The sequence below is a fragment of the Sporichthya brevicatena genome (genome assembly GCF_039525035.1).
Classification (GTDB): domain Bacteria; phylum Actinomycetota; class Actinomycetes; order Sporichthyales; family Sporichthyaceae; genus Sporichthya; species Sporichthya brevicatena.
The window spans coordinates 287,864-313,749 of the sequence record NZ_BAAAHE010000008.1 but is presented as its reverse complement, the minus strand read 5'-3'; the positions used below and the strand labels follow the sequence as shown (position 1 = coordinate 313,749).

Below are 25,886 nucleotides of genomic sequence, written 5' to 3'. Positions count from 1 at the left end.
GCCCGTCGAACGTCGCCGTCGGCCTGGCCGGCCCGGATTTTGCCCGAATCAGTTAACTCTTACGACTATTACCCTCAGGAGTTGTCATGCGAGACGCCGTTATTGTCGACGCTGTCCGGACACCGGTCGGCAAACGGAACGGCGGGCTCTCCGGGGTGCACCCGGTGGACCTGTCGGCCCACGTGCTCACGTCTTTAGTTTCACGGACGGGACTGGACCCGGCCCTGGTCGATGACGTCGTGTGGGGTGTTGTCGCGCAGGCCGGCGAGCAGACGTGGGACCTCGCACGTAACGCGGTTCTCGCCGCGGGGTTGCCCGAGGAAGTGACCGGGGTGACCGTCGATCGGCAGTGCGGGTCCTCGCAGCAATCGGTGCACTTTGCCGCGGCCGGATTGATTGCGGGGCACTACGACGTTGTCGTCGCGGGCGGGGTTGAGTCGATGTCGCGCGTGCCGATGGGGTCCTCCGCCCAGGGCAAGGATCCCCTCGGGCCGCTCTACGCCGCCCGCGTCGGCACGACGCCCAACCAGATCGTGGGCGCGGAGATGGTTGCCCGGAAGTGGGGGATCTCGCGCACGGCAGCGGACGAGTTCTCCGTCTCGTCCCACGAACGTGCCGCCGCAGCGTGGGCGGAGGGCCGGTTCGATTCTCAGGTGGCACCGGTGACGCTTGCGGACGGATCCGTCGTGGCGCGGGACGAAGGCATGCGGGACTCCACCGTCGAGGGTCTCGCGGGGCTCAAGACCGTCCTCGACAGCGACAACAGCATCGTCACCGCGGGCAACTCGTCTCAGATGTCCGACGGCGCAGCAGGCCTGTTGATGATGACGTCGGCGAAGGCCGCATCTCTGGGGTTGTCGCCGATCGCGCGGGTCCACACTGCCGTTCTCGCCGGCGCAGACCCGGTGCTCATGCTGACCGCTCCGATCCCGGCGACGGCTAAAGCTCTGCGCAAGTCGGGTCTGTCACTCGCCGAGATCGGCGCGTTCGAGGTCAACGAGGCGTTCGCGCCGGTGCCGATGGCGTGGCTCGCTGAGTTCCCCCTCGACGACACGATGCTGAATCCACTGGGCGGCGCCATCGCCATCGGGCATCCGCTGGGCGGATCCGGTGCACGGATCATGACGACCCTGATCCATCACATGCGGGACAACGGCATTCGCTACGGACTTCAGACAATGTGTGAGGGCGGAGGCCAGGCCAACGCAACGATTCTCGAGTTGATCTAGCTACTCAAATCCCTCGGTAAGCCGCTGAGTGGGTGCTCCGGCTCGTCGTGATCGGTTTTGTCGGGTGTGGTGGAGCGTGCGCGCAACGCTTGGATGGCCGCGGTGGCCCGGGAGGGGCTCGACAAACGCTCCGTCGCGTCTCGACCCTGAAGCACCGCCAAAGTGAAAGGGCTTGCGTCCTACCCGCCTCGCTCGTGGGGCCGGCTCGCTGGCCGCTATCGATCACAGTTGCGCTGGGTCGAGGTCCAATGCCAAACGCCGCAAGGCGTGATCTAGCCGTGCTGCTCAGCGGTCGTTCGAGCTGGGCCGGCCAGAACCCCGTGCACTACCACGTCACTCATCGACAGCTTTCGCAGACAGCAGGCCCCGATGCGAGCAGAGTCGTCCACAGGCGTCCGGAGTGAACCGAACCACTCGATGATGACGGTTAACGTTCTTAACGTCATCGATGTCGCAAAACGGCGATGACCGCGCGTTTCCGCTGGTCAGAAGAGCCGGCGGCCGGACTTGAACCGGCAACCTTTCGATTACAAGGCGGCCGACGGTCACCGCACCTCGCCTCCCGAGCGTGCGACGACCTCAGACCGAACCTCCACAGAGCTCAGAAATCTCCCTACACACGTCAGTTCAACGTCAGACTTAACGTCATGGGAGCCCTCCTGGCCATGCTGGCATCCACCCGGCAGACCTGTCCGCCATGCCGCGGATCAGCACCTCAGGCGCCTGTCCACCGCGGGGGGCGCTTGTCACGGAAGGCAGCAGGACCTTCCTGGGCGTCGTTGCTGAGGTAGACGGGTTCCCAGATCCGCTCAGCTTCGTCGAAGGCATCCCGCATCGCGTGTTGTGCTGACAGGTACACCGTTCGCTTGGACGCCTGAACGGACAGCGGTGCATTGGCCGCGATTCGTTCGCCGAGGTTCTGCGCGGCCTCGGCGAGTTCGCTGTCCGGCACCACCGCGTTGACCAGGCCAACTTCGTAAGCCCGCTGCGCACTCAGCGGATCACCGGTCAACAGGATCTCCATCGCCACGCGCGGCGGCACCAGCCAGGACAGCGGCGCGGCCCAGGGCGATCCGCGACCAACCTTGACCTCGGTGACCGCGAAGCGCGCCGACTCCGCCGCGAGGACGAGATCGCAGTTCTGCGCGAGCAGGAACCCACCGGCGAAGGCCACGCCGTTGACTGCGGCGATCGTGGGCTTGTCGATCTGGACGTTGCGACCGAACTGCGGAAGGAAATCCGGCGGTGGGACGCGCAAAGCGGTGTCGGCCATCTCCTTGAGATCGCCACCGGCGCAGAACGCCTTGTCACCCGCACCCGTCAACACCATGACCTTGGCTGAGTCGTCGACGTTGAACCGGCCTACCGCGTCGAAAAGACCTCGTCGTACGTCCTTGTTCAACGCGTTGCGCGCCTCGGGGCGGTCGATCGTCACCCAGGCCACTCCGTTACGCACGTCGTAACGCACGACGTCTTCCCGCGCCACGCCAAACCTCCAACTCGCTTCGGAAACCGACTGCGAAGTCCCCGGCCGGCAGTCGCTACCTGCTGCGCGGGCTCAGCCCCAGCCGCCGGCGCCAGTCGTGGGCACCGAGCAGGCGAACCATCCGCGCCTGCAACTTGCTGGCCCCCGGCTTGTACGGGTACCAGTGCGGCTCGGCCTTCAGGTGCACCTTCTCGGACACCACCGATTTCTGCCGGCAGTACTTCAGCATCCCGGCAGCGCCGCCCGAGCGGCTGCCGACGCCCGAGGTCTTCCACCCGCTCATGGGGAGCGGCAACTGGAAGGTGCTGATCATGACGTTGTTGATGTTGACGGCGCCCGCCTCGAGACGCCGCGCCACTCGATCGCCGCGCACGCGGTCCTTGGTCCAGACGCTGGCGGACAGGCCGTACTCGGAGTCGTTGGCCAGCCGAATCGCCTCGTCCTCGTCGGCGACCTTCATGATCGGCATCGTCGGCCCGAACGTCTCCTCACGCATGCACGCCATCGAGTGGTCTACGTCCACCAGTACCGTCGGCTCGAAGAACAGGCCGTGCGCGGCGCGCTTGCCCCCGGTGAGTGCCCTGGCCCCTTTCGCAAGCGCATCCTGAACATGCCGCTCGACGATACTGAGCTGATTCTCCGTAGCCATCGCTCCGATGTCTGAGCTGAAGCTCTCGTCCGGATCCATTCCCTGGCGAAGGGAGCGCACCTTTTCGGTCACCTTGGTCACGAACTCGTCGTAGACCGGTGCTTCCACGTACACCCGTTCCACGGAGATGCAGATCTGCCCTGAGTTCCACATCGATCCCCACGCAGCCGCACTGCTGGCCCGATCGAGGTCAGCGTCCGCGAGCACGACCATGGCGTCCTTGCCACCGAGCTCAAGGCTGCAGGGGATCAGCCTCTCCCCAGCCCGCGCGGCGATACGACGACCCGTCCGCGTCGAACCGGTGAACATGATCATGTCCACGTTCTCGACGACGGCCGCTCCGGTCTCAGGCCCTCCGGTCACGTTCGCCATGACCGGGGGCGCGGAGATGTCCTCCAACCACCCTCGTGTCGCTTCGGTCCACGTGAGCGGCGTGACCTCCGACGGCTTGAACAGGACGGCCGCGCCCGCCATCAGGGCCGCGACGCCATCGAGCATGGGCCCACCCAGCGGGCCGTTCCACGGCGTGATCATGCCGACGAGCTGATACGGCCGGACGAAGACGCGCAGGTTCTTCGTCATGCCGGCCGCGCCCCATGACTTGATGTCCCGGTCCGCCAGGAACTCCTTGGCGTGGGAGGTGTAGTAGTTGATGAGGTCCACACACATGGCGACCTCAAGCCCGGCGTCCCCCCAGGACTTGCCGGTCTCCTCCTGCATGATCCCGACGAGTCGCTTCTCGTTGTCGAGAATCCAGTCCAGGAAGTTCCGCATGTGCTTGGCGCGGCCGTCCGGACCCAGGTCCTCCCACGCCGGTTGCGCGGCACGCAGTTCGGCCGCCGCCGCTGCGACGCCGGCAGCGCCGAGATCGGGCACGCTGCCCACCAGACGGCCGTCGGCCGGGCAATAGACGTCGATTCGGGGGGCGACTCGGTTCGGACGGTGTTCCTGCGTCGGCGCGGTCATCGACTTCTCTTCTCCAACGGGCTTCGGGGGCAGAACACGGAGCGGGCGGAGATCAGCCCGGAGACTGCGGCAACGGACGCCAGCAGGTGAGCAGCAGACCTCCGGCGCCGACGCTGCCGAGGCCGATGGACAGGCCGAGGCCGAGACCGCCGTCGAGGTCGTCCCCGATGCCGATGACCCGATCCGCCGCGAGGTCGCCCGCGCCGAGCACGGCGAGCGTGGCGGCGGCTAGCGCAAGCACCGCCACGTACTCCCAGCCCTGCCCGGGACGGAAGATGAAGAAGCCGTTTCGACGGTGCGCGGTGACGCCTGCGACCAGCATGACACCGACGACGGCGGCGCACTGAAATGTCGTCAGGAGGCCCAGCAACAGACAGACGCCGACGCCGATCTCCGTGATGCCGCTCGCCAGCGCCTGCACCCGAGGCGGCCGCAGGCCCATGCTGCCGAACCATCGCGCCGTTCCTGCGACCCCGCCGGCACCGAAGAGATGGTTCCAGCCGTGGGCGACCATCACGGTTCCCAATGTGCCCCGCAGCAGCAGCGCCGCCAGGTCGGTCTCAGTCATGCATGTCCTCGGATGCAGGTCTACCGGTCGTATTCGATTATGGTTTAGATTCGACTAGCCCACAACCGTTCCTGCTTCGGGGGTCCCATGCAGATTCAAGGTAAAGCGGCCATCGTCTCCGGTGGCGCCGGCGGGCTCGGCGAAGCAACGGTCCGCCGGCTTGTCGCCGACGGAGCCCGGGTGGTGATCGCGGACCTCGCCGAGGACCGAGGAGCGAAGCTCGCCGCCGACCTCGGGGATCAGGCAGTGTTCGTCCGCACGGACGTGACCGACGAAGCCTCTGTCGCCGCTGCCGTCGCGGCCGCCCAGGAGTTGGGTGAGCTCCGAGTCTCGGTGTGCGCGCACGCCGGCCCGGTCGCCCAGCAGCGGATCCTGGCACGCGACGGATCCCCCATGCCCCAGGAGCTGTTCGACCGAACGCTCCGGATCTACCTCTCCGGGACCTTCAACCTGCTTCGGCAGGCCGCCGCCGCGATGGCCGCGCACGACCCCATGGACTCCGGAGTCCGCGGCCTGATCGTGAACACCGCCAGCATTGCCGCATTCGAGGGACAGGTCGGCCAGGCCGACTACAGCGCCGCCAAGGGCGGCGTGGTCGGTCTGGGGCTGGTGGCGGCACGAGACCTCTCCGCCACCGGGATCCGTGTCGTGACCGTGGCACCGGGCACGTTCTACACACCGGCATTCCAACTCGACGAGGACTCCGCCCAGGAGGCGTGGGGCAAGCACGTGCCCTTTCCCAAGCGCATGGGCCGCGCCGACGAGTACGCCGATCTGGTGTCCTTCCTGGTCGGCAACGACTATGTGAACGGCGAGACGATCCGGATCGACGGCGCACAGCGCTTCGGACTGAAGTGAGCGCCGACGCGCGCTCCGCACCACCCGCGGACGACGCGGAGCGCGTACCGGGTGGACCCGAGTATGGGCCGCTGCTCGCTGCGGCCCATCACTTGCTCGACACCATTGCCTGCCTGAACGCACCGGACCACCTCGTCCAGGCCGCCGCCGCCGCCCTGCGGGATGTGAGCGCTTCACTGGAGGCGTACCGCACCGACGAGTCCGAGTCCCCGGCCGGTCGCCGGCCGGACCTTCCGGGCCGGGGCCACCCGTTGCTGGCCCCGTTCGTCGAGGATCTGGCGGAGCGCGACCGTTCCCACGGGTGGGTGACGTTCCGCCGAGCCCACCTCGGGGGTGCCGCAGCCACGCACGGCGGCATGCTTCCGCTGCTCTTCGACGATGTACTCGGACACTTGGCGACACGACGCGGCGCTCAGTACCCCGTGCGCACCGCGTTCCTCCACGTCGACTACCGCCGCTTGACGCCCGTCGGCGCGCCCCTCGAAGCACAGGCCTGGGTCGAGCACGTCGAACGCCGGAAGATTCATGTACGGGGAGACCTTCGAGCCACCTCTGGCGATGTCCTGGCCGAGGCCCACGGACTTTTCGTCACACCGAACCTGATCTGCGACTAGGTCACTGACTAGCACTCGCTAACGCAGGATGACCTTACTGTGTACGCTTTCTTCAGGAATGCTGGCCTAATTCGATAGCTGCCGCTAGCCTCTGCCTCATCAGCCGACAGAGCGACAAAGCGAGTCCGAATGCCGAAGCAGGGCCGGTCGGGGTCGACCACCGGCGCGCGGCGCCGCACTGCCGCGGAGGTCGAGCAGCTCCTTCTGGAGTCCGCTCGGCATCTCTTCGCGACCCAGGGGTACGCCCACACCACCACCCGCCAGATCGCCGCCCGAGCCGGTGTCCATGAACCAACGGTGTACCGACGATTCGGGTCTAAGGCGGGCCTCTACCGCGCCGCCGTTCTCCTCCCGTTCGGCGAGGTGATCAACAACTACCTCGCCACCTGGAGCGAACAGATCTCCAACCCCGCGCCATTGAGTCAGCTGATTGAGGACTTTGTCGGTCCGTTGTATCGACTGCTCCGCGACCACGCGGAGCTCACCATGGCCTTGGTGCAGGGACGATCAGACCTCACCGCCGGTACCGGCGAGGTCTCGAGCGCCCAGGACGCCGAGGACTCCTGGCCGTCAGAGATCGGACAGATCCTCCAACAGCTCGTTCCGCAACTCGAACTGGAAGGCGCCCGGCGCGGACTCCACGTCGATCCCGCCACCACGAACGTCGTCGTCCTGGGCATGGTGATGGGGGTCGCACTGCTGGACCCGATGCTCCCCACCAGCGCGGTCCACACCACACCGGACAAGATGCGGCAAGCCATGGTCGAGCTGATCCTGCACGGCGTCAGCCCGGCGACTTCCGCCACGGCACCGCTCCCCACCGACGCGCCCGTCACGGCCCAACTACTCCTCGAACTCCACGAACGAGTGGTGGCCGCTGAACGTCGCGCTGCACGCGCAGAACACGCGCTGGCCCAATGCGCGGAACGTCTCACCGCTGCCGAATCCCGTCCCTCGACCCCCGGAGTCTGACGCATGGTCACTCACGTTCAGCCCTCGGACGACTACTTCCACCGCGACACCATGTCGGCCGATCCGTTCTGGAACGAGAGCGCGTGGTTTCCGTTTTACGTCGCGGAACGCGACCTCAGCGGATTCGTCTACATGAACCACCGGCCCAACATGAACTTTTCGATGACCGGGGTCGCCCTGTGGGACCCCAGCGGCGAGAACATGTGGGACTGCATCTACCACGACTGGCACGAGTTCGCGCCGTTGGACCTGCAATCCGACACCGAGATGTTCGATTACACGACACCGAACGGGCTCTCGGTGTCCTGCCTCGAGCCACTCAAGGCCTTTTCCCTGCAGTACGACCGCGACGGCGTCCGCTTCGATCTCCGCTTCGACGCCACGATGGACGTGGCCAACTCCGGTTTCCCCGACGGCTCCGAGGAATGGGGACCGCACCATTACGAACAGGGCGGACGGATCACTGGAACCGTTGAGGTGAACAACGAGGAGATCGCCGTCGACTGCGGCTCGAACCGCGATCACTCCTGGGGCCCGCGCCTTTACAAGGACAATCCTCGGGGCGACTTCCCGTGGTTCAACGACGGCAAGGGTTTTGCGCTGCAGATGTACAACGCGAGCGACCTTCCCCGTGACACCGACCCCATTACGGGCACGACGGAGAAGGCCATCACGGGGTGGATCCAGCGTGATGGCAAGGTCGCGAACATCGTGCAAGGTTCGCGCACCGTTCTGGAGCGTCGTGCGGACGGCGTGCCATGGCGACTGGCGATCGAGGGAATTGACGAACTCGGTCGAACCGTACGGGCCGAGGGACGCTGCAAGAACGTCCTGAAGTGGGTGCCGTGGGCGCGCTACCTGCAGTTCTGGTCGCTGTGCGAGTGGACGCTCGACGACGGCTCTGTTCAGTACGGCGAAGCCATCGAGTGGTTCCCGGGCATCCAGGCGCGCAAGTTTCTGCGCTCGATCCCCGTCGAGAAGCGGACGTACAGGTGAGCGCTGACAACGCCCGGGAGCTGGCCTCACTCCGGCTGGGACCGGAGGACTGGGACCCGCTGCACACTGTCAGTGAGCCGGGCGACTACTGGAGCACCGGCAACTTCGGCGAAGCGATGCCGGGCGTGATGACTCCGCTCGGATGGACCTTCTGGGGCCCGACCGCGGACCGCGCCACACGCGGCGCCTTCGCCAGCATGGGAGCTCTGACGAAGGCCGAGGCGACATGTCCCGCCAACCCGCAGGACCGAGTGGCGAACGTCTTCTACGGCCGCGTCGCCGGCAAGGTCAACTTCCTGGTGAGTGTGGGCGACCGCCTGCCCGGGACCAGCGGGGCCGCGGTGGCCGAACAAGTGGTCGGCGCCATGCCCGAGCAACTGACCAGCCGACCCACTCGCCGACGCTACCTCGCGATCGCACTGCGATTCCCGATCACCTTCGCCACCATCAATCGCCGCGTTCGAACGTTGGCGGCGGAAACGCAGGCCTGGTGGGAGGAGAACATCGCGCGCACGTCCGATCTGACGCGGCCAGAGGCGATCACGCAGCTTCTGGAGGCGCACCGCCGATTCGACCGGATCGTCGCCGAGCATGGCCTGCACGTGTTGTGCGCCACCCAGCCGGTCTACGACCAGCTGTCCAGACTGGTCGGGCCCGATCGAGTGACTTCGTTCATGAGCGGCTACGGCGCCCACGCCGAGAGTGCCATGGTCGCCGACATGTGGGCCGCCTCCCGAGGTCGGCTGTCCGTCGACGAGGTCGTCCGCCGTCACGGGTACCACGGTCCCAACGAGGGCGAGATCTCCGGCCGAGTGTGGCGCGAGGACGACAGCGGCCTGCGCAGACTGCTGGACGGCTACCGGACGAAGCCGGCGTCGGCCGACCCCTCCCTCGTCGAGGCCCGCAAACGACAGGAACGTCACGAGCTCGAAGCAGCTCTCCTCCGGTCGATGCCTCCTTTCCGGCGACTGCGCGCGCGCCTCGTTCTTCGTCTCGCCGCCGGCATCATCCCGATGCGGGGCGTCGGCAAGGCCGCCTTCCTGCAGTCGCTCGACATGGCGCGGGCGGCGGCCCGACGGCTGGGAGAGCTGATGGTTGACGACGACTTGCTCGACACGATCGACGACGTCTTCTACCTGACCCTTGACGAGGTGGTCCGGCCACCGCGAGACGCCCGCGAGCTGGTCGCCAGGCGCCGCGAACGCCGCGCCTACTACGAGACCCTCGAGTTGCCCCCCGCCTGGCTGGGCAATCCGGAGCCGCACCCGAAGCAAACGTCCGTCGAGATCACCGGTGCGGTCGTCGAAGGCGTCGCCGCGAGTCCAGGCGTGGCTGAAGGTCGCGTTCGAGTTGTCACCGACCCTGGCGCCGACGACATCGAACCGGGCGAGATCCTGGTCGCGCCGGTCACCGATCCCAGCTGGGCGTCCGTCATGTTCATCTCGGGCGCTCTGGTGGTCGACATCGGCGGCGCCCTCAGCCATGCCGCGATCGTGGCCCGCGAACTCGGGGTGCCCTGCGTGGTCAACACCCAGACCGGAACTCGGTCCCTCCGCACCGGCGACATCGTCCGCGTCGACGGCGGGAGCGGGCGGGTGGAATTGCTCCGGCGCGCCGCTGACGGCGGCGCCGAGACCTAGCCCCTGCCGAGTATGAAGTCAGCCGCCCGCTCCCCGACCATCATCGTAGGAGCGTTGGTGTTGCCCGTCGTGACCGCCGGCATGACGGAGGCGTCAGCGACTCGCAGATTGTCGACGCCGTGGACCCGAAGTTCCGGGTCCACGACCGCGAGATCGTCGATCCCCATCCGGCAGGACCCAACCGGGTGGTACGAGGGCACGGCAGCCGCGCGCGCGTAAGCCTCCCAGTCGGCTTCGGTTCGGCATTCCGACTCCGGGGGCATGTGACCTCGGGTGATCTCCTGCATCGCCGGCTGCGCCATGATCTCCTGGACCATCCGGAGACCTCGCAGGGTGTCGCGCAGGTCATCCGGGTTCCCCAGCAGCTGCATCTCGATCCGCGGTGGCGCCTTCGGGTCGGCGCTGCGCAGGCTGATGCGACCTCGATAACGCGTGTGCAGGAAGGTCGACGAGGCGAGGAACCCTTCCTCCTTGGCCGGCTGCACGTTGAACATGCCGTTCTCGTCCACGTCTCGGGTGATGGCGATTGGTGTGAACTGCAACTGCACGTCCGGCGCCGACAGGGCGGGATCGGTCTTCGCCATCACCTGCACCTGCACCATGGTGAGCGCCAGCATCCCGCTGCCGCTGACCACGTAGTCGCGGATACCACCGAGGATGTCGCTGATTCGGGGTTTGTTGAGCGTGTGAATCGTCGAGAAGTAGCGCTGCATCAGGTACGCGTGCTCGTGCAGATTGGAGCCGACGCCCGGAAGGTCGTGCACGACGTCGATCGAATGGCCGCGCAGATCTGCAGCGGGACCAATCCCGGAAAGCATCAGCAGCTTCGGGGTACCCATAGTTCCCGCAGCCAGGATGACCTCCTGGGACACTCGCACCTGCCGGAGGTGACCGTCGTGCTGGTACTCGACGCCGATCGCCCGCTTGCCCTCCAGCAGAACGCGCAGTGCGCGGGCCCGAGTCCGGACTGTCAGATTGCCCTTGGGAGCGACGCGCTTGACGTACTCGCGCGACGCCGATGAGCGGGTTCCGCGCCGATGGTTGACCTGCGCGAACGCGATGCCGTCCTGGCAGGCGCCGTTGTAGTCCGGCGTCTCGCGGTAGCCAGCTTGCTTCGCCGCTTCGACGAAGGCGCGGTTGGCCTGTCCGCGGTTCGTCTGCGTGACCACCGAGATGGGTCCGGCGCCGCCGCGGTAGGCATCGGCACCGCCTTCCCACGTCTCCATTCGCTTGAAGGCCGGCAGTACGGATTCGTAATCCCAGCCCTTGCAACCGGCGGCGGCCCAGCCGTCGTAATCCGCACGATTGCCCCGTACGAAGACGCAGGAGTTGATCGACCCGCCACCGCCCATCACGCGCCCGGCCATCCACGCTTCGGGGCGGTTCGCTCGCGACGGGTCGGGCTCCGCCGGGTACTTCCAATTGTGCTTCTCGTAGGCGACGCCGACGCCGGCCGGCACGAGAATCTCCGGCCGCCCGCGGTCGTTGCGGCCCGCCTCGAGCAGGAGGACCCGCGCACCGGCCTCCGCGAGCCGGCTCGCAACGACTGCGCCCCCGGAGCCGCCTCCGACGACCACGTACTCGAACCGCGCGGCTTCAGCGATGGCGACCATGACGACTCCACTCATCCATTTGTACGGCCTGAACCTGGCCGGCCGTGACGCAGGCCAGGTCCACGATTTCGTCCACACTTGCGCCCCGGGAGAGGTCGTTCATCGGGAGCCGCAGGCCCTGCAGAATCGGCCCGACCGCGCTGGCTCCGCCCAATCTCGTGACCAGCTTGTACCCGATGTTGGCGGCGTTGAGGTCGGGGAACACGAGCACGTTGGCGTTGCCGGCGACCGGGCTGTCCGGCGCCTTTCGGGCCGCAACGTCCGGGTCGAGGGCGGCGTCCACCTGCAGCTCGCCGTCGACGGCCAGATCCGGGCGCCGACTGGCGGCCAGCCGGGTGGCAGCGACCACCTTGTCGACGTGTGGGTGGGACGACGAACCCCTTGTCGAGAAGCACAGCAGCGCCACCTTCGGTGCCACGCCCAACAGCTGTGACGCGCTCTGCGCGGCAGCAATCGCGATGTCTGCCAGCTGCTCCACGGTGGGATCGGGCACGACTCCACAATCCGCAAAGACCAGGGTTCGATCGACGACCGGACACTCCACGAGCATGCAACTCGAGATCGTGGAGATCCCGGGTGCGGCACCGATCCCACGGATCGCTGCGCGAAGAGTGGCGGCCGTTGTCGCGACCGCACCGGCTACTGCACCCTCGGCCAGACCGAACCGCACCATCAGCGCCGAGAGCAGCAACTCGTCCCGGAGCTCGGCACGGGCCTGCTCCGCGCTCACGCCTCGGTGTGCTCGCAACTCCTCGTAACGCGGCCCGAGGTCGTATCGAACTTCCGTCGCCATTTGGCGGTCCAATAGAACCGGGACCGCGAGCTGCTGACGGCGCAGTTCGGCGGCCGCCGCGCGAATTCGGGCGTCCTCCGTCTCGCAGAAGACGATCCTTGCGCCGTTGCCGACCACTCGTGCTCGCAGAGCCGCTGACAGCGTCATCGCAGAGTCTCCGCGAGCAAGCTGCGCTGGTCCGGATGCGCGATCTCGATCAGCAGCCGTGCCCGCTCGGCCAACGATCGCCCTTCCAGCTCAGCAACGCCGTACTCGGTGACGACCACATCAGTCATGGATCGTGGAATGGTGACATGGTCCAGCCGGGGAACGATTCGCGAACGCGAACCGTCGGAGGTCGTCGACGGCAGCGCGATGATTCTCCGGCCACCGCACGACCGCGTGGCCGCGTCCACGTAGTCCAGCGAGCCACCCGGGCCCGACAACTGCTCCCCCCGCATCACCTCGCTGTTCACATTGCCGGAGAGGTCGACCTCCAAGGCGGTGTTCACCGAGTAGAACCGTTCGCGTCGGCCGAGCGAGTACGGGTCGTGAGCGACCGCGGACGAGTACATCCCGATCGACGGGTTCTGATGCGCGAACTCCAGGAGACGTTGAGTCGCCATCATGTCCGGGCTGAGGATCGCCGGCTCAGGCACGACGTCGGAGTGCCGAAGCAGTCCTGATGCGAAGAGATCGACCATGTCGTCGGTCGCCATGCCCACGATACGCATCGAGTCGATCCCGCTCGGATCCTCGCCGAGTGATCTGATCAGCGACTCCGGGACTCCGCCGACACCGATCTGCAAAGTTAGCTCGCGCGGCAGCAGCGTACGGACGTGCTGGGCGATGAGCCGCGTGAGCTCGTCGCCGACCGCGGCACGATACAAGGGCACCGGTGTGGCCGACTCGACGAGGATGTCGATCTCGGAATGATGCAGCATCGTCTCCCCGAACGTTCGGGGCACCGAAGGATCGACCTCCGCGATCACGATCCGCGCATTGCGCACAGCCGGACGACCGTAGCCGGCCGACGCTCCGAGCGAGCAGTAGCCCCGCGGGTCCGGCGGTCCGACGCGCACCAGGGCGACGTCCGGGCTCCATCGGCTAAGGAGGTGCGCGAGCCGGGATGCCCGCACGGGCAGGTATTCCACGAGTCCCGCAGCAACGGCCTTTCGGACCGGCGGCATGACGTGCCAGGTGCGATAGGAGAGTCGACCCTCGACCACCGCGTCGAGAAACGGGTACTCGTCGAGGAACAAGCCCGAACTCAGGGTCCAACCCTGATCGTCCGCGCGTCGGCCGATCTCTGCGACCAGCGTGCTGGGTGCGCCCATGCCGGGCGCCGCGACGACATGCGCACCCCGCGGCAGGCGGCTGATTGCGTCCGAAATCGAACTCGTGCGTAGTGCGGTCATGCGCCCTGGGACCGGTCGATCGCGACGCCGGCTTGACCGGCGAGGACCCGAATTCCCCGACCGTTGGTCGCCTCCAACGCGAGACCGACCAGGGTCAGAGCACCAACGGTCTCCACCGATGTGACGACCGCACGGCTCGACAAGCAGTCACCCGGCCACACCGGAGCCGTGAAGCGGGCGCTCAACGTCCTCAGCGCGTCAGCACCGAACCAGCAGGTGATCACCCGGGCCGCCATCGCCAGCGTCATCATTCCGTGGCCCATGACGGTCGGGTGACCGAGTGCCTGCGCGGCCTCCTCGTCGATGTGCACCGGACTGAGTTCGCCCGAAGCCGCGGCGAACTGCACGATCCGCGTCCTGGTGAGCTCCTCGCAGACCACGAGCTCCGACGTGTCGCCGACCCTCGGCACGTTCATCCTGCCGATTCGCCTTCGTCCGTGCCGACTCGCACCAGCGTGGTGAGCGAGCGGACGACGACGTCGCCGATCGGGTTCGAGTACTCGCGCAAGACCTCGAAGAACTGCAGGGCTTCACCGTTCCGCCCCGCCTTCGTCCAGGATCGCCCCGGCGATTCCGTCACCGTCAGGACGTCCCCGACGCGGACCGGCTGCAGGTACTCGAAGTGCTGTTCCGCCTGTAGAACGTCCCCACCTGCCTCGGCGGCGGCGGCGAGCACCCCCACCGGTTGCAGCCCTCGCATATGACGCGGGTCCTGCTGCGTCGAGCAGGCGGTGAAGGTCGGCGGAACGATCTCCCCCACGCGGGGCGGGGTTTCATCGATCGATCGCGCAAAGGCCAGGACGTGACCTTCTTCCACCGGGAACCGCACGAAGGTCACGGCTCAGCCAACGGCCGGAATCGGGGCAGCGCGTTGCCTTGGCCGGTGTCCGCGAAGACCACCTGCACCTCGTCACCGATCGACAGCGTCGACGTGTCGACCCCCACGAGATTGGTCATCATCTTCGGACCCTCCGCCAGCTCGACCAACGCAAGCACGTACGGCCCGCAACCGGCGTAGTCGAGGATCCCCCGGGTGGTCAGCGTGAAGCTGTAGACCGTGCCGCGTCCAGACGCCTCGACCCACTCGAGCTGCGTCGAGTGGCAGTGCGGACAGACGTAACGCGGGTACCACACGTGACGGCCGCACGCAGCGCACTGCTGAAGCGTGAGACGGCCGTCGGCGGTCGCTGCCCAGAACGGAGCTCCCTCTGGCGTGACCTCCGGCGCCGGCGCCGGAAGCGACTGCGATTCGACCGTCATGCGTCCTCCCGGCCCAGAACGAGCGTCGCATTGCCCATCCGCGTCGACAACCAACCACCGGTGCCATGCGCTAGCGCGAGTTCGCAGTTCGGCACCTGGACGGCGGGGTGCGCCTCACCCCGAAGCTGCCGCACCGCTTCGATGATCTTGGTCATCCCGCCCCGATTCGCCGGGTGGTTGTTGCACAAAGACCCACCGTCGGTGTTGAAGGGCAGGCGTCCGTGCGGCGCGTGCAACGCCCCGTCGAGGACGAACTTGCCTCCCTCGCCCTTGGCGCAGAAGCCCAGATCCTCGAGCGCGAGCAGCACGGTGATGGTGAAGGAGTCGTAGATGCCCGCGTAGTCGATGTCGCCGGGCCTGACGCCCGCCTCGGCGAAGGCGTCAGCCCCGGACCGAACGGCACCGGTGACAGTGATGTCCTGAAAACCGCCGGCCGTGTGCTCGATCGCCTCGCCGTGCCCGAGGACTGCGACGCAATGCCGGTCGAGCCGACGAGCGATCTCCGGGCTGACGAGCACGAGGGCGCCACCGCCGTCGGTGACCACACAGCAGTCCAGCCGGTGAAGGGGACTGCTGACGAACGGGGAGTTCACGACGTCCGCGACGGTGACTACGTTCCGGAGCAGGGCGTGCTCGTTGTACTGAGCATGCACCGACGCGGCAACCTTGATCTCGGCCAACTGCTCACTGGTCGTTCCGAACTCATGCATGTGCCGCGCGGCGGCCATCGCGTAGACCGCGCTGACGTTCATGCCGAAGATCGGCTCGTAGTCGCTCTCGGGCGGCGAACCCATGAGCTGACCCGGTGCCCGGAGCTTGGTGGTACGCGGTCGCCCCCCGAGCGTCACCAAGGCGACGTTGCACTTACCCGCGGCGATGGCCGCCGCGGCGTGGCCGACATGTGAGAGGTAGACCGACCCGCCCATGTCGGACGAGTCCATGTAGCGGACGCGCAGTCCCAGGTAGTCGGCCATCGCCAGTCCGCCGAGCCCAGGGGCGTCTCCGCCACTGAAGTATCCGTCGACGTCGGACAGCGAGAGCCCGGCATCCGCGAGGGCCCCGATCGCCACCTCGGCATGGATCTGCGGGATTGACGTGTCGGGCAGTTCGCGGCCTGGGTGCTCGTACGCCCCGGCGATGTAGGCCTTGCGTTTGATACTCATACGTCCTCTGGAGATTCACCGACGACGACGGCGCACGGAAGTCAGATGAACGGGTTCGGCGGGGCGGCGTCGGTGATCGGCCGGAAGGACTGCTCCAGCTGCTTGCCGATCGTGCCCAGGTCCCAGGCGTCGCCCTCGGCGCGGACGGTGACCAGGGGGGCCGGGTCGCTGTAGAGCGAGAGCTCGAAGCCCCGGGCGTGGATCACGCGCCCGTTGCACCAGCCCGACTCCGGAGACGCCAACCAGGCCGCCACCGGAGCGATGTTCTCCGGCGAGAGCTCGTTCGCTGCCAGACCGTCCACGCCGGAAACCTTTGCCGTGTCGGTCATCCGGGTCGCGGCCGCGGGCGAGATCGCGTTCGTCGTGACTCCGTACTTCTTCAATGCGACCGCGCACGAGTAGGTCAGGCCGACGATGCCCATCTTGGCCGCGGAGTAGTTCGGCTGACCGGGCGCACCGTGCAGACCTGCGCGTGAGGTGTAGTTGATGATCCGATGCTGGGCGTTCGGGTCACCGAGCGAGCGCCAGTACGCCGCGGCGGGCCGGATCGTGTTGAAGTGACCCTTGAGGTGCACGCGGATGACCGCGTCCCACTCCTCCTCGGACATGTTGAAGATCATCCGATCGCGCAGGATGCCGGCGACGTTGACCAGCACGTCGAGGCGACCGTAGTTCGCGATCGTCGACTCGACGAGATCCCGGGCCGCTTCGTGGTCGCCCACGTCGGCGCCGTTCAACTCCGCGACGCCGCCCGCGGCCCGGATCTCACGGACCACCGTCTCGCCGGCGCTCATGTCCGAGTCGCCGAGGCCGCTGAGGGAAGCCCCGACGTCGTTGACGATCACCGCGGCCCCCTCCGCTCCATAGAGCTTCGCCACCGCGGCACCAATGCCGCGACCCGCTCCGGTGACGATGGCCACCCGGCCGTCCAGAGATCCCATGCATCCTCCTTCTCTCTGCCACCAAATCTAACATTGATTAGAGGACCGGACAAGGGTCGGCCGAGGTGGACACCCGTACATAATTCTCGTTAGAATCTATGCAGAGTTCTGATCTCTCACTTCCCGTGGAGGCCCCGTGCCCAAGGTGACCTTCGTCCGGCCCAGCGGCGACGAGCACACAGTGGATGTCGCGCCGGGCACCTCCGTCATGCAGGCCGCGGTCGCGAACGGGATCACCGAAGTGGTGGCAGAGTGCGGCGGCACCCTCGCGTGCGCGACCTGCCACGTCTACGTCGCTGGGGAGTTTCTCCAGGCGGTCTCGCCGATCAGCCCGGACGAGGAGGAGATGCTGGACTACACCGCAGCGGAGCGAACGCCGTGCAGTCGGTTGTCGTGCCAGATCGCCCTGGCGGACGAGTTGGACGGGATCGTCATCCATCTTCCCGCCGAGCAGTACTGACCCTCCCGACCGCGATCGAAGAGGAAGCTGTGTGGTGGGCGAAAGCATCGAACGAACCGTGGTCGTCGTCGGTGCCGGACAGGCCGGCTGCCAGGCGGCCAGCTCGCTGCGGCAGGACGGATTTGTCGGGCGTCTGATCCTGGTCGGCGCTGAGTCGCACCTGCCGTATCAACGGCCACCCTTGTCGAAGGGTCACCTGACGCGCACGGCGCCGCGCGACAGTCTCTGGTTCCGTCCCCACGCCTGGTACCGGGACAACGACGTCGAGCTCCACCTCGGTCGGACAATCGATGCGATCGACCGCACCGGGCGGACGATTCACTGCGGCGAGCAACGCATCAACTACGACGTTCTGGTCCTGGCCCTCGGCGCACGCAACCGGGCACTCGACGTTCCTGGAGCCGGCCTGGAAGGGGTTCTCTCCCTACGGTCACTGGACGATGCCGACGCGCTGCTCAAGCGACTGGACACGGCTGACGACATCGTCATCGTCGGTGGAGGCTTCATCGGTCTGGAAGTCGCCGCGACGGCGGCCGCGCTCGGCAAGCGCACCACGGTGTTGGAAGTGTCGGAACGACTGATGGGTCGAGCCGTCTCGAACGGAACGGCAGAGTTCCTGCTCCAGGCGCATCGCTCACGCGGTCTCACGATCGAACTGGGCACCACCGTCGTCGAGCTGGTCGGTCGCGGTGGCGCGGTCGAGGCCGTACTGACGTCGGACGGGGGACGCATTCCCGCCCAGCTGGTCCTCGTCGGTATCGGCGCGGCACCGGAGACTCACCTGGCGGCCGAGGCTGGCCTCGAGATCGACAACGGCATCGCGGTGGACGAGTACCTCCGCACGAGCGATCCCGACATCTACGCAATCGGTGACTGCGTGTCCTGCCCGAATCCCTACGCCGGCGGTGCTCGGATCCGCCTCGAATCGGTCCAGAACGCGGTGAGCCAGGGCCGCCTGGTCGCGGCCGCAATCCTCGGTCACCCCGCGCCCTACGATGCGGTGCCCTGGTTCTGGAGCGATCAGGCCGACATCAAGCTGCAGATCGCCGGGCTCAGTCTCGGCCACACCGAGGTGGTCATCAAGGGCGACGTGGCGGCGCGGCGGTTCTCGACGTACTGTTTCGCAGGCGAACGCCTGATCGGGGTCGAGTCGGTGAACTCCCCCGGCGACCACCTGGCCGCCCGGCGCCTGATCTCGGCAGCGGAGACGGTCTCGCCCGCAGAGGTGCGCGCGGACGGGTTCAACCCGAAGGTGGCCGCCAGGAAGCACTGATCCCGACCGACCGGGGTGCCCGGGTCGGCCGGGATCGCGAGTGGTTCGCCGAGCGGCTCAGCGGGCCTCTGCGTTCTTCTTGATGCCGGCGACGTTCGTCTTGACACCCTTGTTGACGATGGCCGTCAGCATGAAGTCGGGGACAGGCCACTTGATGTCGATGTCGAGCTGGTATTCCAAGCGCGTCTTGCCACCGAGGTCGGTCAGCACATAAATCTGGTCCTGCTTGGTGATCAGGGAGCCATCGATCAGCGTGCTCTTGATCGTGTCCGGGGCCGGATAGCTGAACTCCAGCGTGTAGTTCGCCGCCTGACCAGCCACTGCGATGTCGAACGCCACCGTCCTCGGTCGACCCGCGTCGTCCCGCTTCAGCACGGTGACCTTCTTCATCTCGCGCTGCCAGGTGGGGTAACCCTCGAGGTCCAGGATGGCGGCCCGGACGGCCTCCGGGCTGGCAGCGATCTCGACGGTTGTGACCTTGTCGCTCACGGGTCGGGGTCCCTTCTTTCGCTGTGTCAGCGCGCCATCGTGACGGGCAACGAGAGGGGTCCACGTGCCATCGACGGCCGGAACTGGGGGGCGAATCCCGGCTCGACCTCGAACGAGGACAGGGAACACACGGCGCGAATCATCGCCTTGACCTCGCGGCGCGCCAGGTGATTGCCGAGGCAGCGGTGAATGCCGGCACCGAACGCGACGTGAGACGCGGCGTTGCTGCGGTCGAAGATGAGCTCGTCGGGCTCGGGGAACTGCTTGGGGTCACGATTCGCGCTCGCCCAGTTGAGGAGCACCCGATCCCCCGACTTCACCGGGCAGCCGGCGACCTCGACGTCGGCGTGTGCCGTCCGCGCAGCACCGGGGACCGGGCTGGCATGGCGCAGGAACTCGTCCGTGGCCGAGTCGAGCAGCTTCTCGTCGGCCCGCGCGAGCATGCGGCGTACGTCAGGCACGCAGGCCAACTCCCAAGCAACGCTCGCCAGGCCTCCCATGGTGGTCTCCATGCCCGCGAGGATCATGAGGTTGAACGTTTCGACCCGCTGCCGCTCGTCGAGCTCGACGCCCTCGACCTCGAGGTGCGCGATGACACCGATCAGGTCGTCCCGCTTCCCTTCCGCGCGGCGCGACTCGATGATCTCGGCTTCCCAGAACATCAGCTTGGGAGCAACTTCCAACGCGCGCTCGGGGTGCAGGAGCAGAGTCTCCAGCGCCTCCAGGATCCAGCCGATCTCCTCCTCGCGCTGGCCGAGAAAGGCTTCGAAGAAGATCAGCGGAGGCAGACGCCGCGTGAACTCGGCGACAAAGTCCACCTGGCCGCCTTCGGCCTTGGTCAGGCACCGTTCCATGAGACGGTCGACGATGGCATGCAAACGGGGCTCTTGCTCCTTCAGCGCAGTGGGCGTGAAGAAGGGGTTGAGCGCCTTCCGGATGTCGCGGTGCATCGGAGGGTCCGTCTCGAGCGGGATCATCCGCATGATGTCGAGATCGAACTGCATGGGCGCCGCGCCTTCGGCGCTGCTGAACTCGCGCCAGTTGGTGGCAACCTTCTGGACGGTCGCGAAATCGTTGAAGAACCAGAACCCGGAGTCGAACTCGCTCCACGGTCCGTTGCTCCACCCGGCCGGGCAGGTCTCGCGGAGGTGGTTGACCTGACGCCAGAAGTCGTCGTTCACCGTCTGGTCGTACAGGTGGAACTCGGACGGCTCGATGAATCCACCGGCCTCGGTCCCGCTGCTCATGTGGTCCTCCTGCCCGCGCACGCGCCCTGACGGCTCAGCGTCGCGCAAGTTTCTAATCTCGTCAAGAATCTGACTACTTTTCGATTGGCCGGAAACACTGCCCCACGCGCCGTCAGGTAGCCCGGCGCTCGCTACGCGGGATGGTCAGACCGAGCTTCTCGAAGTCGATGGTTTCGTCCGTCACCCCACGTTCACGCAACTTGAACTTCTGCACTCGGCCGTTGACGTTCGCCGGCAGTGCATCGAGGAACTCGACGTAACGCGGAACCGCGTAGTACGGCAGGGTCGTCTTCAAGAAGTCGAACAGTTCGCCCGGCTCCGGCTGCTGGGCGCCGTCGGCCAGAACAACGCAGACCTTGATGTCGTCCTCGGACAGGTCCGACGGAACCGCATGAACCGCCAACGCTTGGAAGCCGGGGTGCTTCATGAGAGCAGCTTCGAGTTCCAGCGAGGACACGTTCTCCCCCCGGCGGCGCAGCGAGTCCTTCTTGCGGTCGACGAACCAGAAGTAGCCGTCCTCGTCGACACGCCCGCTGTCGCCGGTGTGGTGCCAAAGGTTGCGGAACGTCGCGACCGTGGCTTCTGCGTCGTTCCAGTAGCCCGAGAACAGACGGTAGGGCTCGTCGGCACGAATCACGATCTCGCCGGGCTGTCCGACCGGCACCTCGACGTCGTCGTCGTCCACGATCTTGACTGTCAGTCCCGGGGTCAGCTTCCCCATGCTTCCCGGGCGCCGTTCCCCCCGCGGGTCGCCCAGGAGTGCCGGCCAGCACTCCGACTGCCCGAACACCTCGGCGAAGGGCGCGATACCGAAGCGGGCCTCGAACTGCTCGATGAAGGCAGGGGAGCTGGGCATGAAGGTGATGTGCCGAAGCTTGTGGTTCCGGTCCTCATCGCTCGGCGGGGTGGCCATGATCGCCATTCCCATCGCCCCCATGCCCATCGCGGCCGTAGCCCCGGTCTCGCGGATGCGAGCCATGTACTGCGAGGCGCTGAAGGAGGGTTCAACGACCGCAGAGCCACGGACGGCAAGCGCGGCGACAACCAGCCAGGTCTGCCCGCTGAAGTGGAACATGGGGTTGGCACCGAAAACGATGTCACCCGGCTCGTACCACCCGTAGTCGATGAAGACCTGGATCAAGTTGCAGTAGTAGCCGTGCGTGATGGTGCAACCCTTGGATGGCCCCGTGGTTCCGGAGGTATAGATGATCGCGCAGACGTCCTGCGGAGCCACGTCGACCGGTGCCAGGTGTTCCACCGAGGCGTACAGGGCGCTGAAGGGTCGGGCGTCAGCCAACGGCTGGCCGTCGGCGTCGCCCACCAGGACGAGCTTCTCGATGCCCTGCGTCTCCGGGAGCACTGGGCTCAGCATCTTCAACGCGGCGGAGTCCCCGATGTAGACCTTCGGTTCGGTCTGCAGGAGCTGGTGACGCAGGAAGTCACCGCGCAGGTAGGTGTTGAGCGGAACCTGGATGGCACCCGCCTTGGCGATCGCGAACATGAGTTCGACGTATTCGATGCGGTTCGGCAGGTTCACCGCCACCCGGTCCCCGCGGCGCACCCCGAGTTCCTGCAGGCCGGCGGCGAGCTGGTCGCTGCGACGGTCCAGCTCGCCCAACGTCATCCACGGCCCGCCGCACTGAACGAAGTTGCGATCGGGGTCGAGCGCAGCCTCAGCGCGCAGCCAGTCGCCGAGCACAAGGCCCTTCGATGTCCCGGCTGAGCCGGTCGCAGCGTTGACCGTGGCGGGGTCGGTGAGTGTCATAGGGGCTCCCGGCAGTGACGTCGTCGAACGAGGGCGGGTGGTGGCTCAGTAGGTCTTCGGCAGACCCATCACGTGCTGCGCGATGTAGGCCAGGATCAGCTCCTGCGGAATCGGCGCGATCTTCATCAACCGCGCTTCTCTCCAATAGCGCGCGACGTGGTACTCCTCCGCGTAGCCGAACCCGCCGTGGACCTGCATGGCCACGTCGGCGGCGGCGAATCCCGCGTCGGTCGCGAGGAACTTTGCCATGTTCGCGTCGGCGCCGGCCGGCAGGCCTTGATCAATCATCCATCCGGCCTTGCGCGTGACCAGTTCGGCGGCGGCCAGCCGCGAGTACGCCTCGGCGAGCGGGAAGGAGACGCCCTGATTCTGACCGATCGGGCGCGCGTAGACGACGCGTTCCTTCGCGTACTGGGTCGCCCGACGCAGAGCAGCTCGGCCGATTCCCAGCGCCTCGCTCGCGATGAGGATGCGCTCGGCGTTGAGTCCGTCGAGCAGGTAGTAGAAGCCCTTGCCCTCCTCGCCCACCCGGTCCGAGACATGGACGAGCACGTCGTCGTACACCGTCTCGCATGAAGCGACGGCGTTCCGGCCGGCCTTCGGAATCGGGCGAATCGTGACTCCGGGATCTTTCAGATCGACCATCAGCAGCGTCAGCCCGTCAGTACGGCGAGCACACTGATCCGCGGGCGTCGTGCGGACCAGAAGGAGAACCCGCTCCGACTCCAGCGCCTTGGAGGTCCACACCTTCTGCCCGCGGACGCGGTAATGGTCGCCCTCCAGCACGGCCGTGGTCCTGATGGCGAGCGTCTCGGTGCCCGCGTCCGGTTCGGTGACCCCGAAGGCCACGTGCAGATCACCCGCGGCGACGCGAGGGAGGTAGCGCTGCTTGATCTCCTCGCTCCCGTGCAGGACCAACGGGTGCATGCCGAAGATCGACAGGTGGATCGCGCTGCAGCCGTTCATCGCCGCGCCCGACGCAGCGACCTCCTCCAGGATGATCGATGCCTCCAGCAGCCCTCGGCCACCGCCGCCGTACTCCTCGGGGATCGCGATCCCGATCCAACCACCCTGGGCGAGCGCCTCGTAGAAGTCCCAGGGGAACTCGTGCTTCGTGTCCTTCTCGGCCCAGTACTCGTCGTCGAACTTGCCACAGAGGTCCCGAATCGCCTCGCGGATGAGTCGCACGTCCTCGGATTCCGCGAAATCCACTGGCATGTCTCCTTCGATTACGGGGTGAGCAACGAGAGTTCGGGACCGGAAGTTCCGGGCTAGGCGTACTGCAGCGACGTGAGCTCGTAGAACTCCAGCAGTCCATGAACTCCGAGCTCGCGACCGATGCCGGACTGCTTGTGACCACCGAACGGAGCCAGGGGGTTGAAGAAGGATCCGTTGATGTCGATCTGCCCCGAGCGGATTCGCCGAGCGACGCGCTCAGCGCGAGTGGTGTCACGTGACCACACCCCGCCGGCCAGGCCGTAGATCGTGGAGTTGGCGATCTCGATCGCTTCCTCCTCGGTGTCGTACGGCATGAGCGCGAGAACAGGTCCGAAGACCTCCTCCTGGGCGAGGCGCATGTCCACCCGGACATCGGAGAACACGGTCGGCGCGACGAAGTAGCCGCTCGGCGTCTCGGGCGGCTGCTCCGGGCCGCCGCACACGAGCCGCGCGCCGTCGGCCATTGCCCGTCGAATGTGCGCACGGACCGACTTCTGCTGCTCCGCCGAGACCAGGGGTCCGAAGTTGGTGTCGGGGTCGAGCGGATCGCCCAATCGGTAGCGAGCCACTCTCTGCGCCACCAGCGCCTCGACCTGGGCCAACTGCGAGCGGTGCACCAGCATGCGCGACCAGGCGGTGCACGTCTGCCCGGAGTTGGTGAAGCAGTTGGCCACACCGACCTTCACGGCCAGGTCGAGGTCGGCGTCGTCGAGAATCACGTTCGGCGACTTGCCCCCGAGTTCGAGCGATGTGCGCTTGACGGTCTGCGCTGCGCTGGCACCGATGTGGCGCCCCGCGGTGGTCGAGCCCGTGAAGTGGACCATGTCCACGCCGGGGTGTGCTACCAGGGTCTCGCCGGAGCGCCGGTCGCCGCTCACCAGGTTGAGAACGCCGGGCGGAAAGCCGGCTTCCTCGATCAGATCGGCCAGGATGAACGCGCTCAGCGGCGCGACCTCGGACGGCTTGACGACCACCGTGCAGCCTGCCGCCAATGCCCCAGCCGCCTTGCCGACCACCTGCTGAAGCGGGTAGTTCCACGCCGTTATGCAGGCGACCACACCCAGCGGCTCACGAATCACGACCGAGGGGCCGATTTTTTCCTCCAGCGGGAGTTCCGGCAGAAGCCGGCGGTAGTTCTCGATCGCCCGACGCGGCCCTTCAACCTGCAGCATGCGAGAGACCCGAAGGGGCGTTCCGACCTCTGCGCTGATCAGCGAGGCAAGCTCGTCCGCGCGGGCGGACAGGGCGAGTTCGACCTGCCGCAAGAGCTCCAGCCGCTCCCCCATCGGGGTCGCGCGCCAGCTCGGGAACGCCGCCCGGGCGGCGGCAACCGCTGCGTCCACGTCCGCCGGCGTGCCCGCCGGCACTCGCCCGATCACCTCTCCGGTAGCCGCTCCCAGAACCTCGATGGTTCCGCCGGCGGAGTCTGTCCATTCTCCGCCGATGAACAGTTGGCCTCGCACCGTCGTCATCGGTTCGCCTTCCGATCTCACCGGGGCGTCTTCGCGTGCAGTCGTCTCATCCTGGTCAGCCATCCGTCGTAGTCAGCGGCCTTGCCCTGGAAGTACTTGACGACGTTGGGATGGGTGAGGATCAGGAACTCCTCCTTGCGGATGCCGTCCACGACGCAGTCAGCCGCCTCTTCGGGCTCAACCGCGCCGGCAACGGCGAACCACTCGCCTTGGGCTCCTCGAAGCATGTCTGTCCGCACGCCTTCGGCGACGATGCACGACACCTTGATACCGGCGTCGCCGTAGTGGATCGCGAGCCACTCGACGAGACCCACCGCGGCGTGCTTGCTTACCGTGTAGGGGGCGTTCCCCATGGCGGTGAGCAGCCCACCGGCCGAGGCGTTCTGCACGAGATAGCCGTCGCCGCGTTCGAGCATCTGGGGCAACACGGCTCGCGCCGCGTACACCTGGGCCATGACGTTCACGTCCCAGACCTCTTGCCAGGCAGCGTTTGAGGCCCACGGATTCCCACGTTCCTGAAGCGGAGTCACTCCATCGTGGGGCTCACCCCAGAGAACACCGGCGTTCGAGACAAAGACATCGACCTGCCCGAAGCGCTCAGTCGCCGCGCGAACCAGTTCGACGATGTCGGACTCGCGGCGAACATCCGTGACCACACCCAGCCCGGCCACCTCGTCAGCGAGAGCAGCAGTGCCGGCCGCGTCGATGTCGGCGACCACCACATGGGCGCCCGCGGCGGCGAAGCGTCGGCACATGGCGGCGCCCATCCCCTTCGCACCGCCGGTGACGACGACAACTTTCTCTGCCAGCTCCATGA

General features: G+C 66.9%; 25 protein-coding genes. 8 read left to right on the top strand and 17 right to left on the bottom strand.

Annotation, left to right across the window (positions count from 1 at the left end; translation table 11 throughout):
• The first annotated feature begins 86 nt into the window (after window positions 1–86).
• Complete coding sequence (locus tag ABD401_RS06710; RefSeq protein WP_344602901.1) at window positions 87–1,229, top strand: thiolase family protein; 1,143 nt, start codon at window positions 87–89, stop codon at window positions 1,227–1,229.
• A 715-nt stretch (window positions 1,230–1,944) separates the two neighbouring features.
• Here ABD401_RS06710 and ABD401_RS06705 read toward each other — a convergent pair.
• The 3 genes from ABD401_RS06705 to ABD401_RS06695 are packed head-to-tail and all read right to left on the bottom strand — an operon-like array spanning window position 1,945 to window position 4,898.
• Complete coding sequence (locus ABD401_RS06705) at window positions 1,945–2,715, bottom strand: enoyl-CoA hydratase/isomerase family protein (protein ID WP_425566078.1); 771 nt, start codon at window positions 2,713–2,715, stop codon at window positions 1,945–1,947.
• A gap of 55 nt (window positions 2,716–2,770) precedes the next feature.
• Window positions 2,771–4,330: an aldehyde dehydrogenase family protein gene (locus tag ABD401_RS06700; RefSeq protein WP_344602897.1), complete on the bottom strand. Its 1,560-nt coding sequence runs from the start codon at window positions 4,328–4,330 to the stop codon at window positions 2,771–2,773.
• A 52-nt stretch (window positions 4,331–4,382) separates the two neighbouring features.
• On the bottom strand, window positions 4,383–4,898 hold the full coding sequence (locus ABD401_RS06695) for a DoxX family protein (RefSeq protein WP_344602895.1): 516 nt from the start codon (window positions 4,896–4,898) through the stop codon (window positions 4,383–4,385).
• Between the two features lie 87 nt (window positions 4,899–4,985).
• On the opposite strand from ABD401_RS06695, the gene ABD401_RS06690 reads away from it, so the two are divergent.
• The 5 genes from ABD401_RS06690 to ABD401_RS06670 all read left to right on the top strand — a co-directional run bounded on the left by ABD401_RS06690 (window position 4,986) and on the right by ABD401_RS06670 (window position 9,978).
• Window positions 4,986–5,756 carry an SDR family oxidoreductase gene (locus ABD401_RS06690; protein WP_344602893.1) on the top strand — a complete coding sequence of 257 codons (771 nt, stop codon included), beginning with the start codon at window positions 4,986–4,988 and terminating at the stop codon, window positions 5,754–5,756.
• Window positions 5,757–5,848: 92 nt separating this feature from the next.
• Window positions 5,849–6,370, top strand: coding sequence for a PaaI family thioesterase (locus ABD401_RS06685; RefSeq protein ID WP_344602891.1), 522 nt, complete (start codon window positions 5,849–5,851; stop codon window positions 6,368–6,370).
• 129 nt (window positions 6,371–6,499) lie between these two features.
• Window positions 6,500–7,342 carry a TetR/AcrR family transcriptional regulator gene (locus ABD401_RS06680; RefSeq protein WP_344602889.1) on the top strand — a complete coding sequence of 281 codons (843 nt, stop codon included), beginning with the start codon at window positions 6,500–6,502 and terminating at the stop codon, window positions 7,340–7,342.
• Between the two features lie 3 nt (window positions 7,343–7,345).
• A complete protein-coding gene (locus ABD401_RS06675) occupies window positions 7,346–8,338 on the top strand; it encodes a DUF7065 domain-containing protein (RefSeq protein WP_344602887.1) in 993 nt (330 codons plus the stop codon).
• Window positions 8,335–9,978, top strand: a complete 1,644-nt coding sequence (locus tag ABD401_RS06670) for a PEP-utilizing enzyme (protein WP_344602885.1) — start codon at window positions 8,335–8,337, stop codon at window positions 9,976–9,978. Before ABD401_RS06675 ends, ABD401_RS06670 begins: the two co-directional genes overlap by 4 nt.
• Here the strand turns inward: ABD401_RS06670 and ABD401_RS06665 are convergent.
• From ABD401_RS06665 to ABD401_RS06630, 8 genes are read right to left on the bottom strand one after another with little or no spacing between them, the layout of a single operon-like run.
• Window positions 9,975–11,591 carry a GMC family oxidoreductase gene (locus tag ABD401_RS06665; protein WP_344602883.1) on the bottom strand — a complete coding sequence of 539 codons (1,617 nt, stop codon included), beginning with the start codon at window positions 11,589–11,591 and terminating at the stop codon, window positions 9,975–9,977. The two genes, ABD401_RS06670 and ABD401_RS06665, sit on opposite strands and share 4 nt — an antisense overlap.
• A complete protein-coding gene (locus ABD401_RS06660; protein ID WP_344602881.1) occupies window positions 11,575–12,531 on the bottom strand; it encodes a phosphate acyltransferase in 957 nt (318 codons plus the stop codon). The genes ABD401_RS06665 and ABD401_RS06660 overlap by 17 nt, the downstream gene beginning before the upstream one ends.
• On the bottom strand, window positions 12,528–13,781 hold the full coding sequence (locus ABD401_RS06655) for an acetyl-CoA hydrolase/transferase family protein (RefSeq protein WP_344602879.1): 1,254 nt from the start codon (window positions 13,779–13,781) through the stop codon (window positions 12,528–12,530). Before ABD401_RS06655 ends, ABD401_RS06660 begins: the two co-directional genes overlap by 4 nt.
• On the bottom strand, window positions 13,778–14,197 hold the full coding sequence (locus tag ABD401_RS06650) for a MaoC family dehydratase (RefSeq protein WP_344602877.1): 420 nt from the start codon (window positions 14,195–14,197) through the stop codon (window positions 13,778–13,780). Before ABD401_RS06650 ends, ABD401_RS06655 begins: the two co-directional genes overlap by 4 nt.
• The gene (locus ABD401_RS06645; protein ID WP_344602875.1) at window positions 14,194–14,619 is read right to left on the bottom strand and encodes an FAS1-like dehydratase domain-containing protein; all 426 of its coding nucleotides are present in this window, start codon (window positions 14,617–14,619) and stop codon (window positions 14,194–14,196) included. Before ABD401_RS06645 ends, ABD401_RS06650 begins: the two co-directional genes overlap by 4 nt.
• A complete protein-coding gene (locus tag ABD401_RS06640) occupies window positions 14,616–15,041 on the bottom strand; it encodes a Zn-ribbon domain-containing OB-fold protein (RefSeq protein ID WP_344602873.1) in 426 nt (141 codons plus the stop codon). Before ABD401_RS06640 ends, ABD401_RS06645 begins: the two co-directional genes overlap by 4 nt.
• Window positions 15,038–16,204, bottom strand: a complete 1,167-nt coding sequence (locus tag ABD401_RS06635) for a thiolase domain-containing protein (RefSeq protein ID WP_344602871.1) — start codon at window positions 16,202–16,204, stop codon at window positions 15,038–15,040. The genes ABD401_RS06640 and ABD401_RS06635 overlap by 4 nt, the downstream gene beginning before the upstream one ends.
• 41 nt (window positions 16,205–16,245) lie before the next feature.
• Complete coding sequence (locus tag ABD401_RS06630) at window positions 16,246–17,145, bottom strand: SDR family NAD(P)-dependent oxidoreductase (protein ID WP_344602869.1); 900 nt, start codon at window positions 17,143–17,145, stop codon at window positions 16,246–16,248.
• 136 nt (window positions 17,146–17,281) lie between these two features.
• Here ABD401_RS06630 and ABD401_RS06625 point away from each other — a divergent pair, with 136 nt between their 5' ends.
• Together ABD401_RS06625 and ABD401_RS06620 are read left to right on the top strand one after the other, a co-directional pair.
• Entirely contained in the window at window positions 17,282–17,605 is a 324-nt protein-coding gene (locus ABD401_RS06625) for a 2Fe-2S iron-sulfur cluster-binding protein (protein WP_344602867.1), read from the top strand.
• 34 nt (window positions 17,606–17,639) lie between these two features.
• The gene (locus tag ABD401_RS06620) at window positions 17,640–18,878 is read left to right on the top strand and encodes an NAD(P)/FAD-dependent oxidoreductase (protein ID WP_344602865.1); all 1,239 of its coding nucleotides are present in this window, start codon (window positions 17,640–17,642) and stop codon (window positions 18,876–18,878) included.
• Between the two features lie 57 nt (window positions 18,879–18,935).
• Here ABD401_RS06620 and ABD401_RS06615 read toward each other — a convergent pair whose 3' ends face one another.
• The 6 genes from ABD401_RS06615 to ABD401_RS06590 all read right to left on the bottom strand — a co-directional run bounded on the left by ABD401_RS06615 (window position 18,936) and on the right by ABD401_RS06590 (window position 25,884).
• Entirely contained in the window at window positions 18,936–19,367 is a 432-nt protein-coding gene (locus ABD401_RS06615; RefSeq protein WP_344602863.1) for an SRPBCC family protein, read from the bottom strand.
• A gap of 26 nt (window positions 19,368–19,393) precedes the next feature.
• Window positions 19,394–20,614, bottom strand: coding sequence for a cytochrome P450 (locus ABD401_RS06610; protein WP_344602861.1), 1,221 nt, complete (start codon window positions 20,612–20,614; stop codon window positions 19,394–19,396).
• A 112-nt stretch (window positions 20,615–20,726) separates the two neighbouring features.
• Entirely contained in the window at window positions 20,727–22,379 is a 1,653-nt protein-coding gene (locus ABD401_RS06605) for an AMP-binding protein (RefSeq protein WP_344602859.1), read from the bottom strand.
• Between the two features lie 45 nt (window positions 22,380–22,424).
• Complete coding sequence (locus tag ABD401_RS06600) at window positions 22,425–23,591, bottom strand: acyl-CoA dehydrogenase family protein (protein ID WP_344602857.1); 1,167 nt, start codon at window positions 23,589–23,591, stop codon at window positions 22,425–22,427.
• A gap of 59 nt (window positions 23,592–23,650) precedes the next feature.
• Window positions 23,651–25,069 (bottom strand): aldehyde dehydrogenase family protein, encoded by a 1,419-nt coding sequence (locus ABD401_RS06595; protein ID WP_344602855.1) that lies wholly within the window; start codon window positions 25,067–25,069, stop codon window positions 23,651–23,653.
• Between the two features lie 17 nt (window positions 25,070–25,086).
• Window positions 25,087–25,884 carry an SDR family oxidoreductase gene (locus ABD401_RS06590; protein ID WP_344602853.1) on the bottom strand — a complete coding sequence of 266 codons (798 nt, stop codon included), beginning with the start codon at window positions 25,882–25,884 and terminating at the stop codon, window positions 25,087–25,089.
• Window positions 25,885–25,886 lie beyond the last annotated feature (2 nt).